This window comes from Bradyrhizobium sp. USDA 3315, assembly GCF_054056795.1.
The window spans coordinates 5046630-5063992 of sequence record NZ_JBSRYP010000001.1; the positions used below are offsets into that span (position 1 = coordinate 5046630).

Annotated in this window: 15 protein-coding genes and 8 pseudogenes; 12 read left to right on the forward strand and 11 right to left on the reverse strand. The window is 58.7% G+C overall.

Features of this window, described 5'->3' with window-relative positions; genetic code table 11:
- The first annotated feature begins 40 nt into the window (after nucleotides 1-40).
- The gene (locus tag ACVIYL_RS23305; protein WP_456779926.1) at nucleotides 41-1486 is read left to right on the forward strand and encodes an IS4 family transposase; all 1446 of its coding nucleotides are present in this window, start codon (nucleotides 41-43) and stop codon (nucleotides 1484-1486) included.
- 8 nt (nucleotides 1487-1494) lie between these two features.
- Here the strand turns inward: ACVIYL_RS23305 and ACVIYL_RS23310 are convergent.
- The 3 genes and pseudogenes from ACVIYL_RS23310 to ACVIYL_RS23320 form a co-directional block, all read right to left on the reverse strand.
- Nucleotides 1495-1758 (reverse strand): annotated as a pseudogene (locus ACVIYL_RS23310) (IS3 family transposase); the annotation flags it as partial.
- Nucleotides 1759-1785: 27 nt separating this feature from the next.
- Nucleotides 1786-2271 (reverse strand): annotated as a pseudogene (locus ACVIYL_RS23315) (IS5/IS1182 family transposase); the annotation flags it as partial.
- Nucleotides 2272-2581: 310 nt separating this feature from the next.
- Entirely contained in the window at nucleotides 2582-2848 is a 267-nt protein-coding gene (locus tag ACVIYL_RS23320) for a DUF3892 domain-containing protein (protein ID WP_456779927.1), read from the reverse strand.
- A gap of 415 nt (nucleotides 2849-3263) precedes the next feature.
- Between ACVIYL_RS23320 and ACVIYL_RS23325 the strand changes: the two genes are divergently transcribed.
- Both ACVIYL_RS23325 and ACVIYL_RS23330 read left to right on the forward strand, forming a co-directional pair.
- Nucleotides 3264-3527, forward strand: coding sequence for a hypothetical protein (locus ACVIYL_RS23325; RefSeq protein WP_456779928.1), 264 nt, complete (start codon nucleotides 3264-3266; stop codon nucleotides 3525-3527).
- A gap of 198 nt (nucleotides 3528-3725) precedes the next feature.
- Entirely contained in the window at nucleotides 3726-4334 is a 609-nt protein-coding gene (locus ACVIYL_RS23330) for a hypothetical protein (RefSeq protein ID WP_456779929.1), read from the forward strand.
- 863 nt (nucleotides 4335-5197) lie between these two features.
- On the opposite strand, the gene ACVIYL_RS23335 is transcribed toward ACVIYL_RS23330, so the two are convergent.
- The 3 genes and pseudogenes from ACVIYL_RS23335 to ACVIYL_RS23345 form a co-directional block, all read right to left on the reverse strand.
- Complete coding sequence (locus ACVIYL_RS23335; RefSeq protein ID WP_456779930.1) at nucleotides 5198-5737, reverse strand: YfbU family protein; 540 nt, start codon at nucleotides 5735-5737, stop codon at nucleotides 5198-5200.
- Between the two features lie 68 nt (nucleotides 5738-5805).
- Nucleotides 5806-6135, reverse strand: a complete 330-nt coding sequence (locus ACVIYL_RS23340) for a hypothetical protein (RefSeq protein WP_456779931.1) — start codon at nucleotides 6133-6135, stop codon at nucleotides 5806-5808.
- 375 nt (nucleotides 6136-6510) lie between these two features.
- Nucleotides 6511-7169: pseudogene (locus ACVIYL_RS23345) on the reverse strand (transposase); the annotation flags it as partial.
- Nucleotides 7170-7251: 82 nt separating this feature from the next.
- Between ACVIYL_RS23345 and tnpA the strand changes: the two are divergent.
- From tnpA to tnpC, 3 genes and pseudogenes are all read left to right on the forward strand, one after another.
- Complete coding sequence (tnpA, locus tag ACVIYL_RS23350; RefSeq protein ID WP_456779932.1) at nucleotides 7252-7695, forward strand: IS66-like element accessory protein TnpA; 444 nt, start codon at nucleotides 7252-7254, stop codon at nucleotides 7693-7695.
- Nucleotides 7692-8022: pseudogene (gene tnpB, locus ACVIYL_RS23355) on the forward strand (IS66 family insertion sequence element accessory protein TnpB). The gene tnpA and the pseudogene tnpB overlap by 4 nt, the downstream one beginning before the upstream one ends.
- 99 nt (nucleotides 8023-8121) lie before the next feature.
- Nucleotides 8122-9707: pseudogene (gene tnpC / locus ACVIYL_RS23360) on the forward strand (IS66 family transposase).
- Here the strand turns inward: tnpC and ACVIYL_RS23365 are convergent.
- The 3 genes and pseudogenes from ACVIYL_RS23365 to ACVIYL_RS23375 form a co-directional block, all read right to left on the reverse strand.
- On the reverse strand, nucleotides 9708-10145 hold the full coding sequence (locus ACVIYL_RS23365; protein ID WP_456779933.1) for a hypothetical protein: 438 nt from the start codon (nucleotides 10143-10145) through the stop codon (nucleotides 9708-9710). It abuts the pseudogene before it with no gap.
- Between the two features lie 115 nt (nucleotides 10146-10260).
- Nucleotides 10261-10823, reverse strand: a pseudogene (locus ACVIYL_RS23370) (helix-turn-helix domain-containing protein); the annotation flags it as partial.
- A gap of 175 nt (nucleotides 10824-10998) precedes the next feature.
- Nucleotides 10999-11391 carry a DUF6953 family protein gene (locus ACVIYL_RS23375; protein ID WP_456779934.1) on the reverse strand — a complete coding sequence of 131 codons (393 nt, stop codon included), beginning with the start codon at nucleotides 11389-11391 and terminating at the stop codon, nucleotides 10999-11001.
- 138 nt (nucleotides 11392-11529) lie between these two features.
- Here ACVIYL_RS23375 and ACVIYL_RS23380 point away from each other — a divergent pair, with 138 nt between their 5' ends.
- Nucleotides 11530-11742, forward strand: a complete 213-nt coding sequence (locus ACVIYL_RS23380; RefSeq protein WP_456779935.1) for a hypothetical protein — start codon at nucleotides 11530-11532, stop codon at nucleotides 11740-11742.
- A gap of 78 nt (nucleotides 11743-11820) precedes the next feature.
- Here ACVIYL_RS23380 and ACVIYL_RS23385 read toward each other — a convergent pair whose 3' ends face one another.
- Nucleotides 11821-12267: a ribbon-helix-helix protein, CopG family gene (locus ACVIYL_RS23385; protein ID WP_456779936.1), complete on the reverse strand. Its 447-nt coding sequence runs from the start codon at nucleotides 12265-12267 to the stop codon at nucleotides 11821-11823.
- Here ACVIYL_RS23385 and ACVIYL_RS23390 point away from each other — a divergent pair.
- Nucleotides 12193-12378, forward strand: a pseudogene (locus tag ACVIYL_RS23390) (IS5/IS1182 family transposase); the annotation flags it as partial. The gene ACVIYL_RS23385 and the pseudogene ACVIYL_RS23390 overlap by 75 nt on opposite strands.
- Nucleotides 12379-12389: 11 nt before the next feature.
- Here the strand turns inward: ACVIYL_RS23390 and ACVIYL_RS23395 are convergent.
- Complete coding sequence (locus ACVIYL_RS23395; RefSeq protein ID WP_456779625.1) at nucleotides 12390-13511, reverse strand: IS630 family transposase; 1122 nt, start codon at nucleotides 13509-13511, stop codon at nucleotides 12390-12392.
- Nucleotides 13512-13554: 43 nt separating this feature from the next.
- On the opposite strand from ACVIYL_RS23395, the gene ACVIYL_RS23400 reads away from it, so the two are divergent.
- The 4 genes and pseudogenes from ACVIYL_RS23400 to ACVIYL_RS23415 all read left to right on the forward strand — a co-directional run bounded on the left by ACVIYL_RS23400 (nucleotide 13555) and on the right by ACVIYL_RS23415 (nucleotide 17311).
- Nucleotides 13555-13812 (forward strand): LexA family protein, encoded by a 258-nt coding sequence (locus tag ACVIYL_RS23400; RefSeq protein ID WP_456779752.1) that lies wholly within the window; start codon nucleotides 13555-13557, stop codon nucleotides 13810-13812.
- Nucleotides 13813-15008, forward strand: a pseudogene (locus ACVIYL_RS23405) (IS5 family transposase); the annotation flags it as partial.
- Between the two features lie 107 nt (nucleotides 15009-15115).
- Nucleotides 15116-15502 (forward strand): hypothetical protein, encoded by a 387-nt coding sequence (locus tag ACVIYL_RS23410; RefSeq protein WP_456779937.1) that lies wholly within the window; start codon nucleotides 15116-15118, stop codon nucleotides 15500-15502.
- Nucleotides 15503-16042: 540 nt separating this feature from the next.
- Complete coding sequence (locus ACVIYL_RS23415) at nucleotides 16043-17311, forward strand: patatin-like phospholipase family protein (protein ID WP_456779938.1); 1269 nt, start codon at nucleotides 16043-16045, stop codon at nucleotides 17309-17311.
- Nucleotides 17312-17363: the final 52 nt, after the last annotated feature.

Consider the following 17363-nt stretch of genomic DNA (forward strand, 5'->3'; position numbering starts at 1 on the left):
GATTCGTTGTTGAGCACCTGATTCGGAAGTGGGGTGCTCGATGGGTTTGTTGAAGGAACGCGCGGAGACGCGTGCTCAGCGATTGACGACCGGTATCGAGACGTGGGTTGATCGGGAAGTTGCGGGATGCGAGTTTAAGGATGAGCGGCTTGGTCGCCGGTTCTGCAAATTGCTCGCACAAATCGGGAGCGACATGGGTCAAAGCATCCCGCTGGTTTGTCAGGATTGGGCCAACACGAAGGCCGCCTATCGCTTCTTCTCCAACGAACGGGTCAACGAGGCGGATATTCTTTGCGGTCATTTCGAGGCGACGCGCGGGCGCGTAGCGGCGACGGAGGGACCGATCCTCGTCCTCCATGACACGACGGAATTCAGCTTCAAGCGCGAGAAGCCGGATCTGATCGGCTTTACGGGCAAGACGGCAGGACGCACGCAGTGCGGCATCCTGATGCATTCGAGTCTCGCCGTGACGACCGAGGGGCTTCCGCTCGGACTGTCGGCAATCAAGTTCTGGACCCGCAAGAAGTTCAAGGGGACGACGGCACTGAAGCGAAAGATCAATCCGACACGGGGGCCGATCGAGCAGAAGGAGAGCATCCGCTGGCTCGAGAATTTGCGGCAATCCACCGACCTTCTCGCAGCCCCTGGACGATGCGTTCATATTGGTGATCGCGAGAGCGACATCTATGAACTGTTTTGTCTGGCCGAGGAGGTCGGAACGCATTTCCTGGTGCGAACCTGTGTTGATAGGCTTGCCGGGGACGGCAATCATACAATTGCCGACGAAATGGACGAGGTTACGATCAAGGGTCTACATCGGATCAAGGTCAAGGACGACAGGGGCGATCCCGACGACGCCGTTCTTGAGATCAGGTATCGCAAGATACGCGTCCTGCCGCCGATCGGCAAACAGACGAAATATCCCGCACTCACTCTGACCGTGATCCACGCTCAGGAGCGGGGAAGGCGGAAGCGGCGAAAGAAGATCGAGTGGAAGCTCCTCACTGATCTTCCGGTCCAATCGCGCAAGGACGCCATCGAGAAGATCGAATGGTACGCATTGAGGTGGAAGATCGAAGTCTTCCATAAGATCCTCAAATCGGGCTGCAAAGCGGAGGACTCAAAATTGCGAACCGCTGAGCGTCTGGTCAATCTGATCGCGGTCTTCTGCATTGTGAGTTGGCGCGTCTTCTGGATGACGATGCTCAATCGCTCCTCACCGAATGCCCTACCGCAAACCGCGCTGACAGATCCCGAAATCAGGCTTCTTGATCATTTTGTGAAAGACAGGGGTGGCGATTGCTCTCGACGAAGCACGCTCTCGCACTATGTGGTCAAGATCGCGCGGCTCGGAGGATACTTGGCCCGAGCCAACGATCCGCCTCCAGGAAATACCGTGATCTGGCGCGGGCTATCGCGGCTGACCGACTTCGAACTGGGAGCCGCAATCGAGGCAACAATTATGGGTAATCAAAAGCCCGGCTGAGCGCTTACGACGAAGTCCAGCGACCAGCGCGCATTCGGCTTCGCTTCCACCGGGATCGGCGCCCGGCACCCCATGGCCTTGCGGCGAGCCCGCCGCTTGCGGACCGTCAGTCCTTCTTCCCGATAGATCCGGTGAATGCGGTTGAGCCCTGATGGCTCGCCCTCTCGTCGCAGCAGAATGAACAGCCGACGGTAGCCGAACCGTCGGCGCTCGTGGGCGAGGTCGCGCAGCCGAACACGAAGCTCCGTATCCGCAGCGCGGCGAGATCGGTTCGTGAAGAACTGGCGCCGGCGCCCGGCTCAAGCGGTGTTTCGAGCCGGGACGGTCTCGAAGAAGGCTCGGATGATGACACGCAAGAGCTCTGCGAGCCATCGCAGCAGCAGGCCGAAGTTATAGCCGGCAGCGGCGAGAACAGCGTTGATGCGGTCGCCGAGGCGTCCCTTGAGATAATTTCTGTCCATGCGATGCTCGGCCTTGACGTGGCCGATGACGGGCTCGACAGCCGCGCGACGCTTCATCTCGCGACGGATGGAAGCTGTGACGCGGCGGACCTGACCCGAGATCCAGACCCTGAACCGATGCGGGTGGTTGTGACCGCGATATCCTTTGTCGACGTGGATACCGCGAGCCTCCACCCCGGTGAGCTTCTCCATGTCGGCGATTACGGGACCGAGCGTGTGCCCATCGAAGGGATTGCCATGCAGGGCCTTGGCATGGAGCACGAACTGGCCGCCCTTCGGAGACGTCACAGGGGTGGCGATGCTGACCTTGCAGCCGAACTCGTAGTACGTCCAGCGGCTGGCGATGCATTTGAATTTCTGGCAACGAAAGGTGGTCAGGCGGTGCAACTGCGTAAGGTGTCCGCGTGATTCCGGTTCAAGAATTCCCCGCAGAATTCAAATGCGGTAACCGATGGGAATCGTGCCGCGTCGTAGGCCTTGCCGGCGAGCCGGGCGATTTACGAGTCGTCGTCATCGTGACGGGGCAGATCATTTACGCCGACACGGTGAGCGAAGTTCGCGCCAGGCAGCCGTCCCCGCAGCCGTTTGGCTGACGGTGTGGTGGGACCAAACCCCACCGCACCGAGAATTTGGGTCAGTTGCACTCCGACAGCGCCAAGAGATTGTCATTGTAGTTGCCGTCTGCGTGAGTTCGAACATATTTACCGTTCGGTCCATCGACGACTCCGACGTCCGCGCGCTTGCCGCCAACCTTCGTGTAGAATGTGTCGGTGGCATTCTCGATCAGCCGAGTAACCTCGGATCTAGACCACTTCCAGCCGGCGCCTCCGAGGTGCGTAATTCCTTCGTGGGGATTTTCGCGGGGCTGCTTGTTGATGCAGGTAACCTGTAGGTCAGACATTCTCTCTCCGATCTGCCTTGTTTGAACGTCTAACTGGAGCGCAACCGAACGGTGAATGCAATACGATATTATAGTACTACGCGAATAGCGCTCGAGGGAAATTAGCAGCCCCGCGCGGTCTAAACGCTCACGGATGTGGGTACCTATGCAAGCCAGTAGGTGCTGGCATCGAATTGCCGTGTCAAGCTGCGGAACGCCGCGCGCCGATTTGTGATGGTTTGCTGTGTCTGCTGGGAGCTGTGGAGTGCGTGGCGACATCCCGTATATAGTTTGCGTCGTTTTGATGGGACTGGCCTCGCTCGCAATCGCAGCGGTCGTAATACTCATGCAATGAGGTGAGCAACCACTGTGTCCAATGGCTCCGGAATTGCAGAGTCTCGGCGGCTCACAGCAAGGGCGTCCGGAGCACAGCAACATGGATGGTTGGATAATAACGGTCGCCCTTTTCAAGGAAGGCGGCGACGACGAGGAGTACAGGCACATAACTTATGCGGTCGCGGTCGCAGACCCCGCGGAAGCCGTGAGAATGATTATAGAGGACAGTGGCGCCAAGGCCGCAATGCTCAACTGCCCGATCGAAGAAAGGCAGTTGCAAAAGTTAGGCGTGAAGCCCGGGGAGTTTATGGTTGTACACGACGAAGATATTGGTCCAATCATCTCACGTCCCAGGCGCCATTAGTTCACGTCTGATCTCGTTCAACCGCGTCGGGTCAGTGACATGAATGTTCGCAAGCCGCACGAGCGCTTAGCCGGCGGGCTCTGATAGTGTACAGCGTTTCTCTCTGGCACGCGGGTTGCTGAGCCATGCATGGCTTGGTCGCTTATCGAATGACCCTCGTGAGTGCTAAGCTGGTTGTCGGCGTGCGGGCGCCTGTGATTGGCCGCCCGCACGCTTTTCTATGCTCAGCCGCAGGCGTCGGTCACACGGGGCAATAGACGCGCTCGTTCTATGCAAACCTACTTTTCAATGACCCGATTGCTGGTGATGAGCGAAAACTCCGAAGGATGGACGCGCGAGCAGGACGAACTCTTCTGGCATTTGGTAGGGAAGCAAACTCCGGAGGAAGTCATCGCCGAGGCGCTGAACAAAACTTGTCAGGATCTCAGACGGCGCGGTTACCTGCTGGGCCTGCCACCGAAATGGTTCAAGTCCGCAAAGCGAGTGACTGATGATCTGGAGCGGGAGGGCGGCAGGTCACGTCTAGCGGAGAGATTACCAATTGCCGACCGACCTGTTGCTCCGATCCAGTTTTCGCGTGCCAATGATGCAATGACCGTCGGGTCTCGCGTGATAGTAGCGCGCTGGGCTGGTTCAAAATTGAAGCGGCGGCGCGGCCTCATCGTTGGTCTTGGCACGACTAGGACAAGGGTGCGCGTCCTGTTGGACGGCAACATGTGCCCGATGACACTCCACGTGTGCCTCTTGGAGGTGGAGGAGGCGCAAGGCTCACGGAAAGTACAAAACAGCCCAACGCCGCCCGCTTGAAACACGTACGGACAGCGCTCGTTCTAGCCCAAGGAGGAATGGCAAAATCCTGGCCTGCACAGGTATGGAGTAGGGGGCGCGCATTCGCTATCCGGGTGAGTCCGGTACTCCCAACGCACCTACGTGACGGTTAACGATCAGGACGCGTGGTTCGCAAGCACAAACTTTATTCGTTCGGCCTCTTCCTTCGACAGTTTCTCGGCCCAAGTGCCGTTCCTTAAAAGAGCTGGCCCCTTGATCTCTCGATCATAAACCATCCCAGCCGATGGTACCCTGACGAAAGATGAACCTTTGTGCTGGTAATTCCAAGACGGCCTCCAATCGCACCTAGAAAAGAAACTTCGACACGGACAAAAAAGCTCCTCGAGTGGAGGCGCCGCGCAGCAGCCAGTAATCAACCCACTCTTCGAACATGACTTGTGCAAAGATGTAGAGGAGCATCACGCACCAGAAGCATTCCCAGCCCAAGAAACCTCACGTTCTAGAACAGCAGCCAAATTACGGCCGCTACCAGCGGTTGTAAATCGTGAAGAGAGCAGCTGCACTCCGTAACTTTCCGGGGGCGGCTAATCACTCAGGCAGTGATGCACCAAAGCAGATGAGGCCAACAATTAGCAGCGCGCCAGCGCATGCCTCTAAGACCTTCGATCTATGCCGACGTGTGTACAAGGCGAGGGCTGATCCCGAAATCGTACTCAGGATACCTAGTTCGCCTATCATTTTCGATCCAAATTGCTGAACTTGATAAGTGGCTTTATCGGTGTGACTCTGGTACCCCCAACGGAGCAGGGACGCTGTGGCACATGCCCAAGGTCGGTTCTCGCGATCTCCAGCGCGCACCTTTCGACGTGCGCTCACGCGCTTTAACCCCCGTTGAAGATGGCAATGATATCCTCTTTCGAAAACCTACCCGCGCTGAGCTTTGTGCGCATTGGCAAATAAGCCTGCAGCATCTTCCGATATCGCGGCAGGGATGTCTGCGTATGCGAGTTGTTCGTGGCGCCCGGAACATCCCTGAAGCGATGCAGATCCTGGACGAGGTAGCTCGCAACTCCATAATGAGGGTCATGATTGCCGTCAAAGCCCGGGAAGATGTCGAGCCCGTGAGCGGCGTATCCAAGATCGTCACGCACCTGCTTCCGCTCTGATTGTTCCAGCCGCTGAAACTGGTACATGGTCGAGCTGAACATTTCTAGGATATCGACCGTTTCCGTGACGACTGGATTGGGCTTCTCTGATCGCTCAAAGGGAATGCCACTGAATTGCCAATCGAAACCCCACAGTTGGTCGGCGTAGATCGTCTGCGCGACGAAATCTGGATCGACGTCAGGTTTGCCTTGCAGGCGCTTCGAGATATCCGCGAGCATAAGGACAATCAGCTTTTCTCCATCTGTCATCTTCATGGCAGCAGGTCTCACGCATCAGCCGACTTAGGCGCCTTGCCTCATGTCGCAACTTTAGACTGACGAACTCAGCCGCTGAGTCCGTTCGTCGTTTTGAGGCCCTGTCGATGGACGAGGATCTTGATCAGATGGTTTAAGCGGTTTGCACGCGGGATGTCCGGATCCTGCTGCCCGGCGGGCAGTAGATTGGGCTCGAGAAGGAACGACCGCTCGCGCGCAGTGAGCATCGACTGAACCTTTTGGTCCCGCGCCCAAAAATCATCAGCTGATTGGCGAACGCCACGCTCGGCAAGCTTTCGCTGTTCCTTCAATAGCGCGAGCAATTCGACGTAGTTCTTCGCCATCGCGGGATCTGGTGGAATCGGTTCAAGCAATCCATCGTAAAGTTCTTCACTCACAGCGTCCTCCGCTTGAGCCTACAGAGACACGGAGCAACCTTAAACGGCCACAACCAGGAGCGACAACCTACCTGATCTGGCTTTTTGATTTCATTAGCGCGCGGCGCCCGGGTGTGAGCGCCCTGTCACTTTAGACAGGTACGTACCGGTTCGATATGAGCGCATGATCGCTGCTGTGTGACGAGGGGCCACAGCTACGCAGCGCTACTACTTTCCGATCATCCATAACGGGCGCGTGGAGCCAGACAATGAGGGTGAAATGTTCGGCTCGGGGGGCTCGCGAGTGAGTACGGTGCCCGTGTGTCCGTCGTCAGATAATTTGAGACTGATCAGGCTTTTCGAGAAGGGAGGCTCTGGTTCATCAGGGGTTAGAGTTTATGCTGCTTGCAGTTGATGCTGCAAGCGGCGGTTCGCGATGGCGTCGCGCTTGATGCGTTTGCGTTCTGCGAGGATCACCCCAGCCCGGCCGAAGTAGACATCGGCAGGCGTGAGGTTATCGATGCTCTCATGGTAGCGGACGTGATTGTAGTGTTCGACGAAGGCCCGGATCTGTCGTTCGAGGTCGCCGGGCAGGTAGTAGTTGTCGAGCAGAATGCGGTTCTTGAGGGTCTGGTGCCAACGCTCGATCTTTCCCTGGTCTGGGGATGATACGGAGCGCCGCGCACATGTTGCATGCCCTTTTCTCGAGCCGCCACCTGGTCAGATCGTCTGCCACGTAACTCGACACATTGTCGGTTAGGAGCCTCGGCCGCTGCGTGACGCGGTCGAGGTCAGGAGCGCCTGATCGAGCGTGGCCGTGACGTCGGAGGCAGCCATCGTGGGACCAAGCCGCCAAGCGATGATGTAGCGCGAGAAGTCGTCGAGCACAGTCGAGAGATAGTACCAACCCCATCCGGTGATCTTGAGATAGGTGAAGTCGGTCTGCCAGAGCTGATTGACGGCGGTGGTTTTGTCCTTGAACTCGTTCGCCGCCTTGATCACCACATAGGCCGGGTGGTGATGAGGTCATGCGCCTTGAGCAATCGATAGACCGTGTGCGTCATGCAGAGACCACACGCTGAGGGGTGATCTGGTCGGCTAGGAAGGTCTCGCGGAATGGTTTGTCGCGAGGTCACAATGTCCAAGGATAGTCGTAAGGATAACGATAAGGATAGGCATGTGCCTATCCTCGAACACGGCGCCGACACGCTGCAGCGTGTCGAGATCATCACCGGGACGGGCCGGCGTCGGCGCTGGTCGACCGATGCAAAGGCGACGGTTGACGCGGAGAGTTTTGCGCCGGGTGCAAGCGTATCGGCGGTGGCGCGGCGACACGACATCAGTCCAAGCCTGTTGTTTCTCTGGCGTCGCCAGAGCACGCCGGCGCAAGTTGCGGAGCACGGGGACAGAGGCATGCCACTTGGCTTTGTCCCGGTCGCGATCACCAGCTGTGGCGGCCAGAGGGAGGAGCAGGCGACGATCGAGATTGAGGTCGGCGCGGTTCGTATCCGTGTCAGGGGGACAGTCGACCGGCAGGTACTGTGCGAGGTGCTGGCGGCGGTCGGGACGGTTGGTCGATGATCGGGCTTCGAGCTGGGTTGTCGATCTGGATTGCGACGCAGCCGGTCGATTTCCGCCGCGGCATGGACTCGCTGGCGATGCTGGTGAGCGAGGCCTTTGGAGCCAATCCGTTCGACGGCGGACTTTATGTCTTCCGCTCCAAGCGCCGAGATCGCGTGAAGATCCTGACCTGGGATGGAAGCGGCCTTGTCCTTTACTACAAACGAATCGAGGGGCAGTTCACCTGGCCGCCGATCAAGGAAGGCGTCATGTCGCTATCTCATGCTCAGCTCGGACTGGAAGCATGTGCCGATGCGAGCTGTGGATCCGCCGGTACGAGCAGGTTGATCATTATCAAGAGGCGTTCGTCACTCATGCAGAGTGGTTGTAGAATCACTCTGCATGAGTGATTTGCCTTCCGATCCAGCATTGTTCCGACAAACCGTGATGGCGCTTTCGTCACGGCTTGCGGCGTTGTCGGAGGAATGCAGCACGCTGGCGACCGCGCGTGATGCAGCGATCGCCCAACGCGACGCTGCGATCCAGGAGAACGACAAGCTCCTGATGATCCTGTCCCAGTACAAGCGCACGATCTTCGGTCCGCGCTCCGAGACACTGGATATCGGACAGCTATCTCTCTTCAGCATCAGGGCACAGGCGGCTCATGCCGCCGCCAACGACGACGTGACCGGAGGCAGGCTGCCTGACGGAGCGGAGGGCCGTGGAAAGCGACCGGCGCGACGCAACCGGGGGAAGCTTCCGGAGCATTTGCCGCGCATCGACGTCGTGATCGATATCGAGAGCCACATCTGCCCCTGCTGCGGCGAGCGGCTGCACAAGATCGGGGAAACCGTCAAGGAGGCCTTCGACGTCATTCCGATGCAGTACCGGGTCAAGCGCATTGTGCGTCCGCGGTACGGCTGCCGGGGATGCCGCCAGGCTGTGCTGCAGGCACCCGCGCCAGCCCAGGCGATCGACGGCGGGATGGTGACGGAAGCCTTGCTGGCCCACATCGCGGTGACGAAATACGGCTACCAGCTGCCGCTGTATCGGCAGGAACAGATGTTCGCCGCCCAAGGCATCACGCTCGACCGGCAAACGCTAGCCGCGTGGATGGGCCGCGTCGCCTGGTGGCTGAAGCCGCTTCACAAACGCTGTTGCGCCACTTGGTGATGTCCTACCCGCGGCTGTTTGCCGACGAGACGCCGCTGCCAGTTCTCGATCCCGGCCGTGGCAGAATCAAAGTCTGCCAGTTCTGGGCGATCGCCACCGATGACCGCCCATGGGGCGGCCCTGCGCCGCCAGCGGTGGTCTACGTGTTCGCCGAGGATCGCAAGGCGATCCGCGCCAAGCAGCTGTTTAGAGATTATAACGGCATCCTGCAGGTTGACGGTTACGCCGCTTACAGGGGGCTGATCAAGAACGGCGGCCGTCTGGTACAACTAGCGTTCTGCTTCGCGCATGCGCGGCGGAAGTTCTGGGACGTCCACGTCGCGACGAAATCGCCGATTGCCGCGGAAGCGCTGCAGCGGATCGCGATGTTTTACGCCGTTGAGGATCGCATTCGCGGTTTGCCGGCGACGCGGCGAGCTGCGGTGCGACAATCCAACACCAGACCGCTGATCGAGGACTTCAAGCCCTGGCTCGAGGCGCGGCTGTTGGAAGTCTCGAAGAAGTCCGGTTTGGGCAAAGCCATCCGCTACACCCTCAACCATTGGGACGGCCTGACGCGCTTTATCGATGACGGACGCGTTGAAATAGACAACAATACGGTCGAGCGCAGCATCAAGCCGATAGGGCTTGGAAAGAAGAACTATTTGTTCGCGGGCAGCGAAGGCGGCGCCGAGACATGGGCCATTCTCGCGTCGCTCATCAACTCGGCAAAGCTACAAGATATCGACCCACGGCACTATCTGACCGACGTTCTCGAGCGCATCGCCTCTGGACGCACCAAGATCAATCAGCTGCACACGCTGCTGCCGTGGAATTGGAAGGCCGAGCGCGATGGTGCGGAAGCAAAGCTCGCCGCCTGATCAGTTTGACGGCAGAGCGTCTGGAACTTCCTGCGCGTCGCTGGTGTCGTCATAAATCTCTTCGCGGATCACGCGCAGCGTCACCTCGTGCAGATAGACTTGCAGCACCCTCTCCAGCTCGGTGAACTCCGGCAACAGGATCTTGTCGACGAAGCCCCGCGACGCGCGGACCATCACCGTGTTGCGTCGCTGGCGGCGATAACGAAACGGCCGCAGCCCATACCGGCGGCAAAGCGCCAGAAACAGATGCCGCGACCACTGGTCGGGAAGTGAGAATTGCTGTTCGATCGGTGGATCGTGGCGAGCGAGTTCCTCGACTCGGGCCCGCACCCGCCGCAGCGCCGCTTCCGCCGCAAGGCGCTCACCAGCAGTTCCGGCACCCACGAACAACGCCTCGATCTTCCGAAGCTTCTCGCGCAGCTGCGACTCGCCGGTCATTCTGATCCCCCGTTGCCCGCTCCGAACCGGGATCACCCCATCACCGCGCAACGGCAGCGTCAATCATCCCAACCGCGCTATCCAGAGCATTCCGCGCAAGTCAAGCCCGGGCACCGGTGATCCCTTCGTGACGCTCACGATAGACCGACGCTTCGGAGACAAAATACTTCCGTTTGTCGGTGAACCGCACGGCCAGCTCACGCGGCGACAGCTCCGGTGTCTCCAGCGCCAAGTCGATGATCTGACCTCGCACATCGTCCGGGATGCGATTCCAGACCCGCTCCGGTCGAGATCGATGATCGGCCAACGCGGCGCTGCCGCCCTCGCGGTAACGCTCATACCAGCGATAGAACGTGGCCCGTGGGATGCCAAGCTTATCCAGCGTGCGCTTGGCCGGAAGATGGGATTGCTCGACCAACTGGATGATCTCGGCCTTCTCGGACGCAGGATATCTCATGCCTCGTCCTCCCCATCCCCGGTCATGCTTTTTTTCAGCAACCGGTTCTCCAGCGTGAGGTCGGCCACGACTTCCTTCAGCGCCGTCGTCTCACGACGCAGATCCATCACCTCGCCTGAGGTTGCCGCACGCACCGTGTCGCCCGCCAGGCGACGCTTGCCGGCTTCGAGGAACTCCTTGGACCAGCCATAGTACATTGAGGCGGCAATGCCCTCGCGCCGGCGGCGACCCAGACTATGACAATGGTAACAGCACGGTCGTACTGGTGATTGACGGCGCCGGCACTGAGATCGCCAGGTACGTGGTTGGTGGTGGCCCGTTAAACGGTGATGACAGGCTGAGGCCGTAGCGGATTTTTTGATTTTTGGAGAGGGGGGTGTCAGACGCCTCAGGCTGCTAGCCTGCTACCGACCTTCCTGTCTCGTGCGGCCTGCGGGGGCGCCAAGCTTTTTCACCTCGCTGCCATACTAGAGTTTCCGCGGTCAGCTTGCGAAACTCTTTCAGCACGCCTTTCGAAATCGCGAGATTGCCGTTGTCATTCGTGTAAACGTATTCATCACCATAAGTCTCTTTGATCTTGCGGACGACTGTCTCTTGATACAGCCAATGAGAGTCGCCCATAAGTTTAATCATCCATTCGGCAACGTCTTTGTTCGTCATCATGTCCGCCCTTCCTAAGCTGCGCTCCGTGGCAGGCGCGATCAACGCGACCGCGCTTGGGCGGCCGCCATCACTACTGCCGTCGCAACAAGTAAACTGCGGATAGTCATCATACACCTCATCGTGCATACGGAGATTTCTCACTCGATGGGCGGCACGCTAATTAGGTAAGCGCGCAAGTGGCTAGCTCCTGACTCAGGTAGGTGACGCTGCTGGTGATAACAGATGTCGTTTTCGTACGGTTTTTGGGACGAGGGCTAGGTTACTATGGGCGACGACTATCGGGTTGAACGTGCCGCACGCGCAATCTGCAAGGCCGACGGTAACGATCCGGATCGGCAGGTGCCGACGGGACGAATGGAGACCGTGCGGGAAGATCACGCGTTCGTGCGCAGAGAGGCCACTGAAAGTGCGTGGCGAAAATATGAGAAAGAGGCACAGCGCCTCATCGCGGCTTTGGATGCGATGAGCGATGATTAGCCAAATCGATTTTTCGTATTCTCCGCTTCGAGGTGTTTGACGGCCAGAAAGCTCCGCCACGCCAGAGGGAGGATGGCTTTAACGCAACTCAGCCTTCTTCGCCTTCAGCGCCATCTCGACTAACCGCCGAATTGCTTCGGAGCGGCTAACCTGGTGCCGCGCGGCCATGTTGGTTAATCGTCTCAATGTAACGACGAATACAGGCGCAGAGTAGGGCGGTCTATAGGCGGCGTTTGCTCGACGTCCCCCGTTACACACCCGGAAGTGTGACGCTTTATTTGGTCCTCCGTGAAGAATGCGGATTGACCTGAGAAATAAGCAGAATTGGTCTTGATGTAGTATTCGATTTTGCAGGAAAGCGGGGTGTTGGACCTCGCTTTCTTGCGTTTTAGGTTTTGCTTTTGGGCGATTCGTGATTCCCTGACGGCGTCGTCGACATTGGGGAATGCGATGAGCAAGCCGCGGGATGATCGCCAGAAAGACCTGTTGCTTCCGGCGCTTGATCAGATCATCGACATGGGTCATCCGTTGGTGCGGTTGGCAGCGCTGATCGACTGGAACATCCTGAATGAGCGCTTCAGTTCGGTGTGCCAAGCAGGGTCGGGACAGCCGGGCTTGCCGACGCGGCTAGTGGCTCTGCACAGTGATTATGACTCTTTGGAAGTCGCGGGATAGGCGCGGCCCATTTTGGTGCGGGCCTTGTCTGTTGTGAACATCCATTTGATGCGAGAGCGGGCGGCATTTCGCTTCCGTTCCCAAGCGGCGATTTCGCGGCGCAACCGCTTGGGGGCGTCGATTCTGCGATTGAGGCACTGGCCCCGCAGGACGCCGATCTCGATCTCGACCATGTTGAGCCAGCTTGCGTGCTTAGGCGTGTAGTGGAACTCGAGCCGTCGCAAAATCCGCCTGGCTTCGGCGGGCGGGAAGGCCTGATACAGGGCGCCGGCGGAGTGGGTCGATAAATTATCCTGGACGACTCGGATGATCTCGGCGTCGGGATAATGGATGTCGACGAGGTCGCGCATGCAGGAGGCATAGTCTTCAGCCGCGCGCCGCTCAGTGACTTTGACCTTGCGCCAGGGACGATGCACGTCGAGGAATACGAAGAGATTGACCGTGCCGTTGCGACGGTACTCGTAATCGTAACGTTCGAGCTGGCCGGGCTCGGCCGGAATCGGTTGACGCGCCTCGCCGATGAGCTGCACCGGGCTTTCGTCGAAGCACACCACCGGCCGCTTGGGATCTGGCGCCTCGGCGTAGAGGTCGAGCACGTCCTCCATACGGGCGACGTATTCGCCGTCGATCTGCGGAATGCACCACATGTCCCTGCGCCAGGGCTTGAGGCCATTTTCGGCCAGGCGCCGCCGAACCGTCTCATGCGACAGGCTCTTGTGTTCGGTGAGCTTGACCATCGCACCTGCCAGCAGCTCAAGCGTCCAGCGGGCCCGGCCTTCTGGCGGACTGGCGCAGGCCGTCGCCACCAACAAGGCTTCTTCCTTGACCGTGAGTTTGCGCTCCGCTCCGGGCCGCGGCTCATCGCTCAGCGCCCGCTCCAGATTGCCTTCCACGAAGCGGCGCTTGGTCCGGTACACGGTCGAGCCGCCCACGCCGACGCTCCGCGCGATCTCCTCATCGCTGCCGCCGGTGTCGGCAGCCAGCAAAATCTGCGCGCGCTTGAGCTTACGGGACGCATGCTTGCCGCCGCTGAGCAGCGCCTTGAGTTCCGTGCGCTCGATTTGGCTGAGGTCGACCCGATAGCGTACATTCATGGCATGCCTCCGTGTTCGAGGCACGCACCAACAACTGAATCGGATGGCCGGCGTGAGTCCTTCGGCAAAACCCTTCACGCCCACACAGGGGCAGTACCTGGCCTTCATCCACCTCTACACGCGCCTGCACCGCAGACCCCCGGCGGAAGCCGACATGCGGGAATACTTCCGCGTTAGCCCGCCCTCGGTTCACCAGATGGTGCTGACGCTGGAACGGGAGGGCCTCATCAGACGGCAGCCAAGGACCCCTCGCAGTATCGAGGTCCTCGTTGATCCAAAACACCTGCCGGAGCTACTCTGACCGCCAGACGCAACCCGTCAAAATCACTGTGCAGAGCCACTAGTCGCTGGCCTGTTCATTTTGAAGCACATGCACAACCTGGCAGATGAGGTGCTGTGCGCTCGCTGGATCGAGAATCCCTATTACCAATACTTCTGCGGCGAATTGAGCTTCTGCCACCGTCTGCCGTTCGATCGATCGTCGATGACACGCTGGCGGCAGCGGCTCGGCGAGGAACAGCTCGTCGCGCTGATCCAGGAAAGTCTTTCAGTGGCGCACAAGACCGGCGCCATCGGTCCCAAGGACCTGGAACGGGTGGTCGTCGATACCACAGTGCAGCCCAAGGCGGTTGCACATCCGACCGACGCGCGGCTGCTGCATCGAGCAATCATCAAGCTGGTCGGGCTCGCCAAGCGCAACCGTGTGCCGCTACGCCAGAGCTATCTGCGCCTGGCCAAGCGCGCCGCCATCATGACCGGCCGCTATACCCACGCCCACCAGTTCAAACGCGCCCGGCGGCAGCTCAAGTTCCTGCGGACACGGCTTGGCCGGATCATCCGCGACATCTGCCGCAAGATTGATGGCGATACGGTGCTGGAAGCTCGCTTCGGCCCGTTGCTCGGTTTAGCGCAGCAGGTGCGCAGCCAGGATTAGTATCAGCGCGGTCCGAAGGTCTATGCGTTACATGCTCCGGAGGTTGAGTGCATCGGCAAGGGTAAAGCCCGCACGCCCTACGAGTTCGGCTGCAAGGTCAGCATCGCCACCCCTGTGACGTCTCCGAAGGGCGGCCAGTTCGTGCTCCATGCCAAGGCCCTGCATGGCAATCCCTTCGATGGGCACACGCTCGGTCCCGTAATCGCCGACATGGAGAAGCTCACCGGGGTGGAGGCTCGCGGTATCCACGTCGACAAAGGATATCGCGGTCACAACCACCCGCATCGGTTCAGGGTCTGGATCTCGGGTCAGGTCCGCCGCGTCACAGCTTCCATCCGTCGCGAGATGAAGCGTCGCGCGGCTGTCGAGCCCGTCATCGGCCACGTCAAGGCCGAGCACCGCATGGACAGAAATTATCTCAAGGGACGCCTCGGCGACCGCATCAACGCTGTTCTCGCCGCTGCCGGCTATAACTTCGGCCCCTGCTGCGATGGCTCGCAAAGCTCTTGCGTGTCATCATCCGAGCCTTCTTCGAAACCGTCCCGGCTCGAAAAACCGCTTGAGTCCGGCGCCGCCGCCAGTTCTTCACGAACGACTCAATAATATCAAATAATTAGATTAAATCGATGGCGGAGGGGGTGGCAGCTTCTACGGTCCAGTCAGGAAGGGATTGCTGGAGGGACGCCTCGCGCAATTGGAGCGCGACCCCAAGCGGATGAAAAGGATGCTCGGCGCCGTCGACGCGGCGGAGACCAGCAACCTGCTCAAGGGCGCGACCGACCAGGGCAGCGGCAGCGATCCGAACGTGGCGTGGCCGGGAGGCAAGATCGTTCGGCACGGCGAGACCTACAACGACTGGGGCGGTGGCTACGGCCACGACGCCAACCGACGCTTCCGCGAGCACCAGCAGGCAGCCATCGCCGCCGCAGATCGCGCGCAGTTCGACCGGTCGCAGTCCGCATTCACCAAGGTCGAAGGCAGACGCCTTAGATCGAAAGAACCTCGGCGTCCTGCGCCGGCCCACGCCGCGCCGGCTCCATCTGCGTTTGCCGGTTGACCTCGACGTCCTTGAACAGCCCGCCGCCCCTCGGCATCGACCTTGGCGCCTTTTGGCGCATTGACGTCGACGCTGATCTTGCCCGTCTGCTCTAAACCCCGCGCCGCAGATCAGGCGCGTATGAGATGAGGTCCGCGTAGAATAGTTGACTTACCAGAGGCCCGAATTGGCCAACAACGGAAGTCACGATCGGACCACAGATACTGCATACCACCGTCATCAATAAGTATCTTCGTGAACTGGTTCACAGATGGACAGGCCAGACCGCGATACACTGACCGCAGTTCTTCGCAAACGTGCGTCTGTGCGATCAGCGTATTCGAGAAGCGTCCAACATCGGCGCTACCGATCGTTCGCACTGATCGCGTTTTGCAATGCTGTGATCTATCAACCTTTCTAATTTCGTTCAATCGCATTCAGTGCGGAAGAGCGTCTGCGGATGCTCTCCAATGATCCAACGACGACTAATCTCTTCATCTTTACGCGCTTCAAAAGCTTGATCGGAGAATAAGCTACGCGAACAATTGGATGGAGGAACCAATGGTGAAGAGAGCAATTGCGCTCGGCGGTGGCGGTCCGGCCGCAGGACTGCACATTGGGGTTCTGGAAGCTCTTGCCAAGGCAGGCATCACCTTTGATGTGTGGGCATTGTCCTGCATCGGTGCCTGGGTTGGGATCGTTTATAATCAGTTTGATAAAGTTGAAAATGAAGATAGGGCGGAAAAGACCTATCAATTCTTCAAGAATGGCGTGTTTCGAGACGACGAAGGCTATAAGCGCTTTCCCATAAACACCGTGTTCGGTCCAGATTGGGGAGGAAGCATCAGCAGGGCTATGACCAGCTTCGTCATAGATCCCAAGAACTATCAGCATTTATGGGACCCATCGAGCATTGTGAATGCTGCCAGGGATTCCATGTCGCTCTGGTTCCCTCAACAGAAGTTCACGATCCCGGATGAGGGAGACATCAATAGATGGATCCTTAATCAGGTGCTGGCACCCAATCCCTTCGTTCGCTATCTCACGTCCATGATGTACTTGTCCCATGTCACTGGTCTCTCCAAGATCAATTATCCGAAGAGCCAGTTCATGAAGAGCATAAACTTCAAGGCGATTGAAACGGCTAAACCATTCATATTTCACAACGCCTGGAATCTCGACGAGCATAAGCTCACGTTATTCTCCAATCGCGAAATGCCCAAGCAAGCCGACCAAAAAGCCAAACAGTACAAGGTGCCTATCGACGCGCGCAGCTTGTGCGCGTGTTCAGCCCTTCCCTTTGTCGAAGAAACGGTAGAGATCGACAAGGTTACATACTGCGAAGGAGCGCTGGTCGACACCGTCAACTTCGAGAGCCTGCTCCAGGAGCACCATAACCCACCGAACGATACGCTGGACGAAATATGGGTCAGCAGGATCGTTGATTCAAAGCAGGTCCGCAAACCGAAAGACCTTCATGATGCCCTGGCGAATCTCTGCCAACTATTCGCAGCAACGGTTGGCGAAGATGACGTCCGGATCTTCAAATATCACGTGCAGTACGACAAACCGAAATGGGAAGGCGTAGTCGTCGAGATCCAGGTGCCCGGGCACGTCAGTTTCAAGTGGAATCACAGCAACCTCCATAACGGGCGAGAGTTGGGAAGAGCCGCTGCGGAACAAGCGATCAAGAGGTATCACGCACATACAGATCTCGACCCGCATGATGGACCACACTTCATAAATCAGCATCCGGAGAAAAACGACAAAGAGGGATGGCAAAAGGTGAAAGATATGTATCGTAGATGTCAGGAGCGAGCGGACACGTAGTACCAAAGTAAAGTAGCTCTCCGACCGCTGAACCAGACTCCAATATCAATAG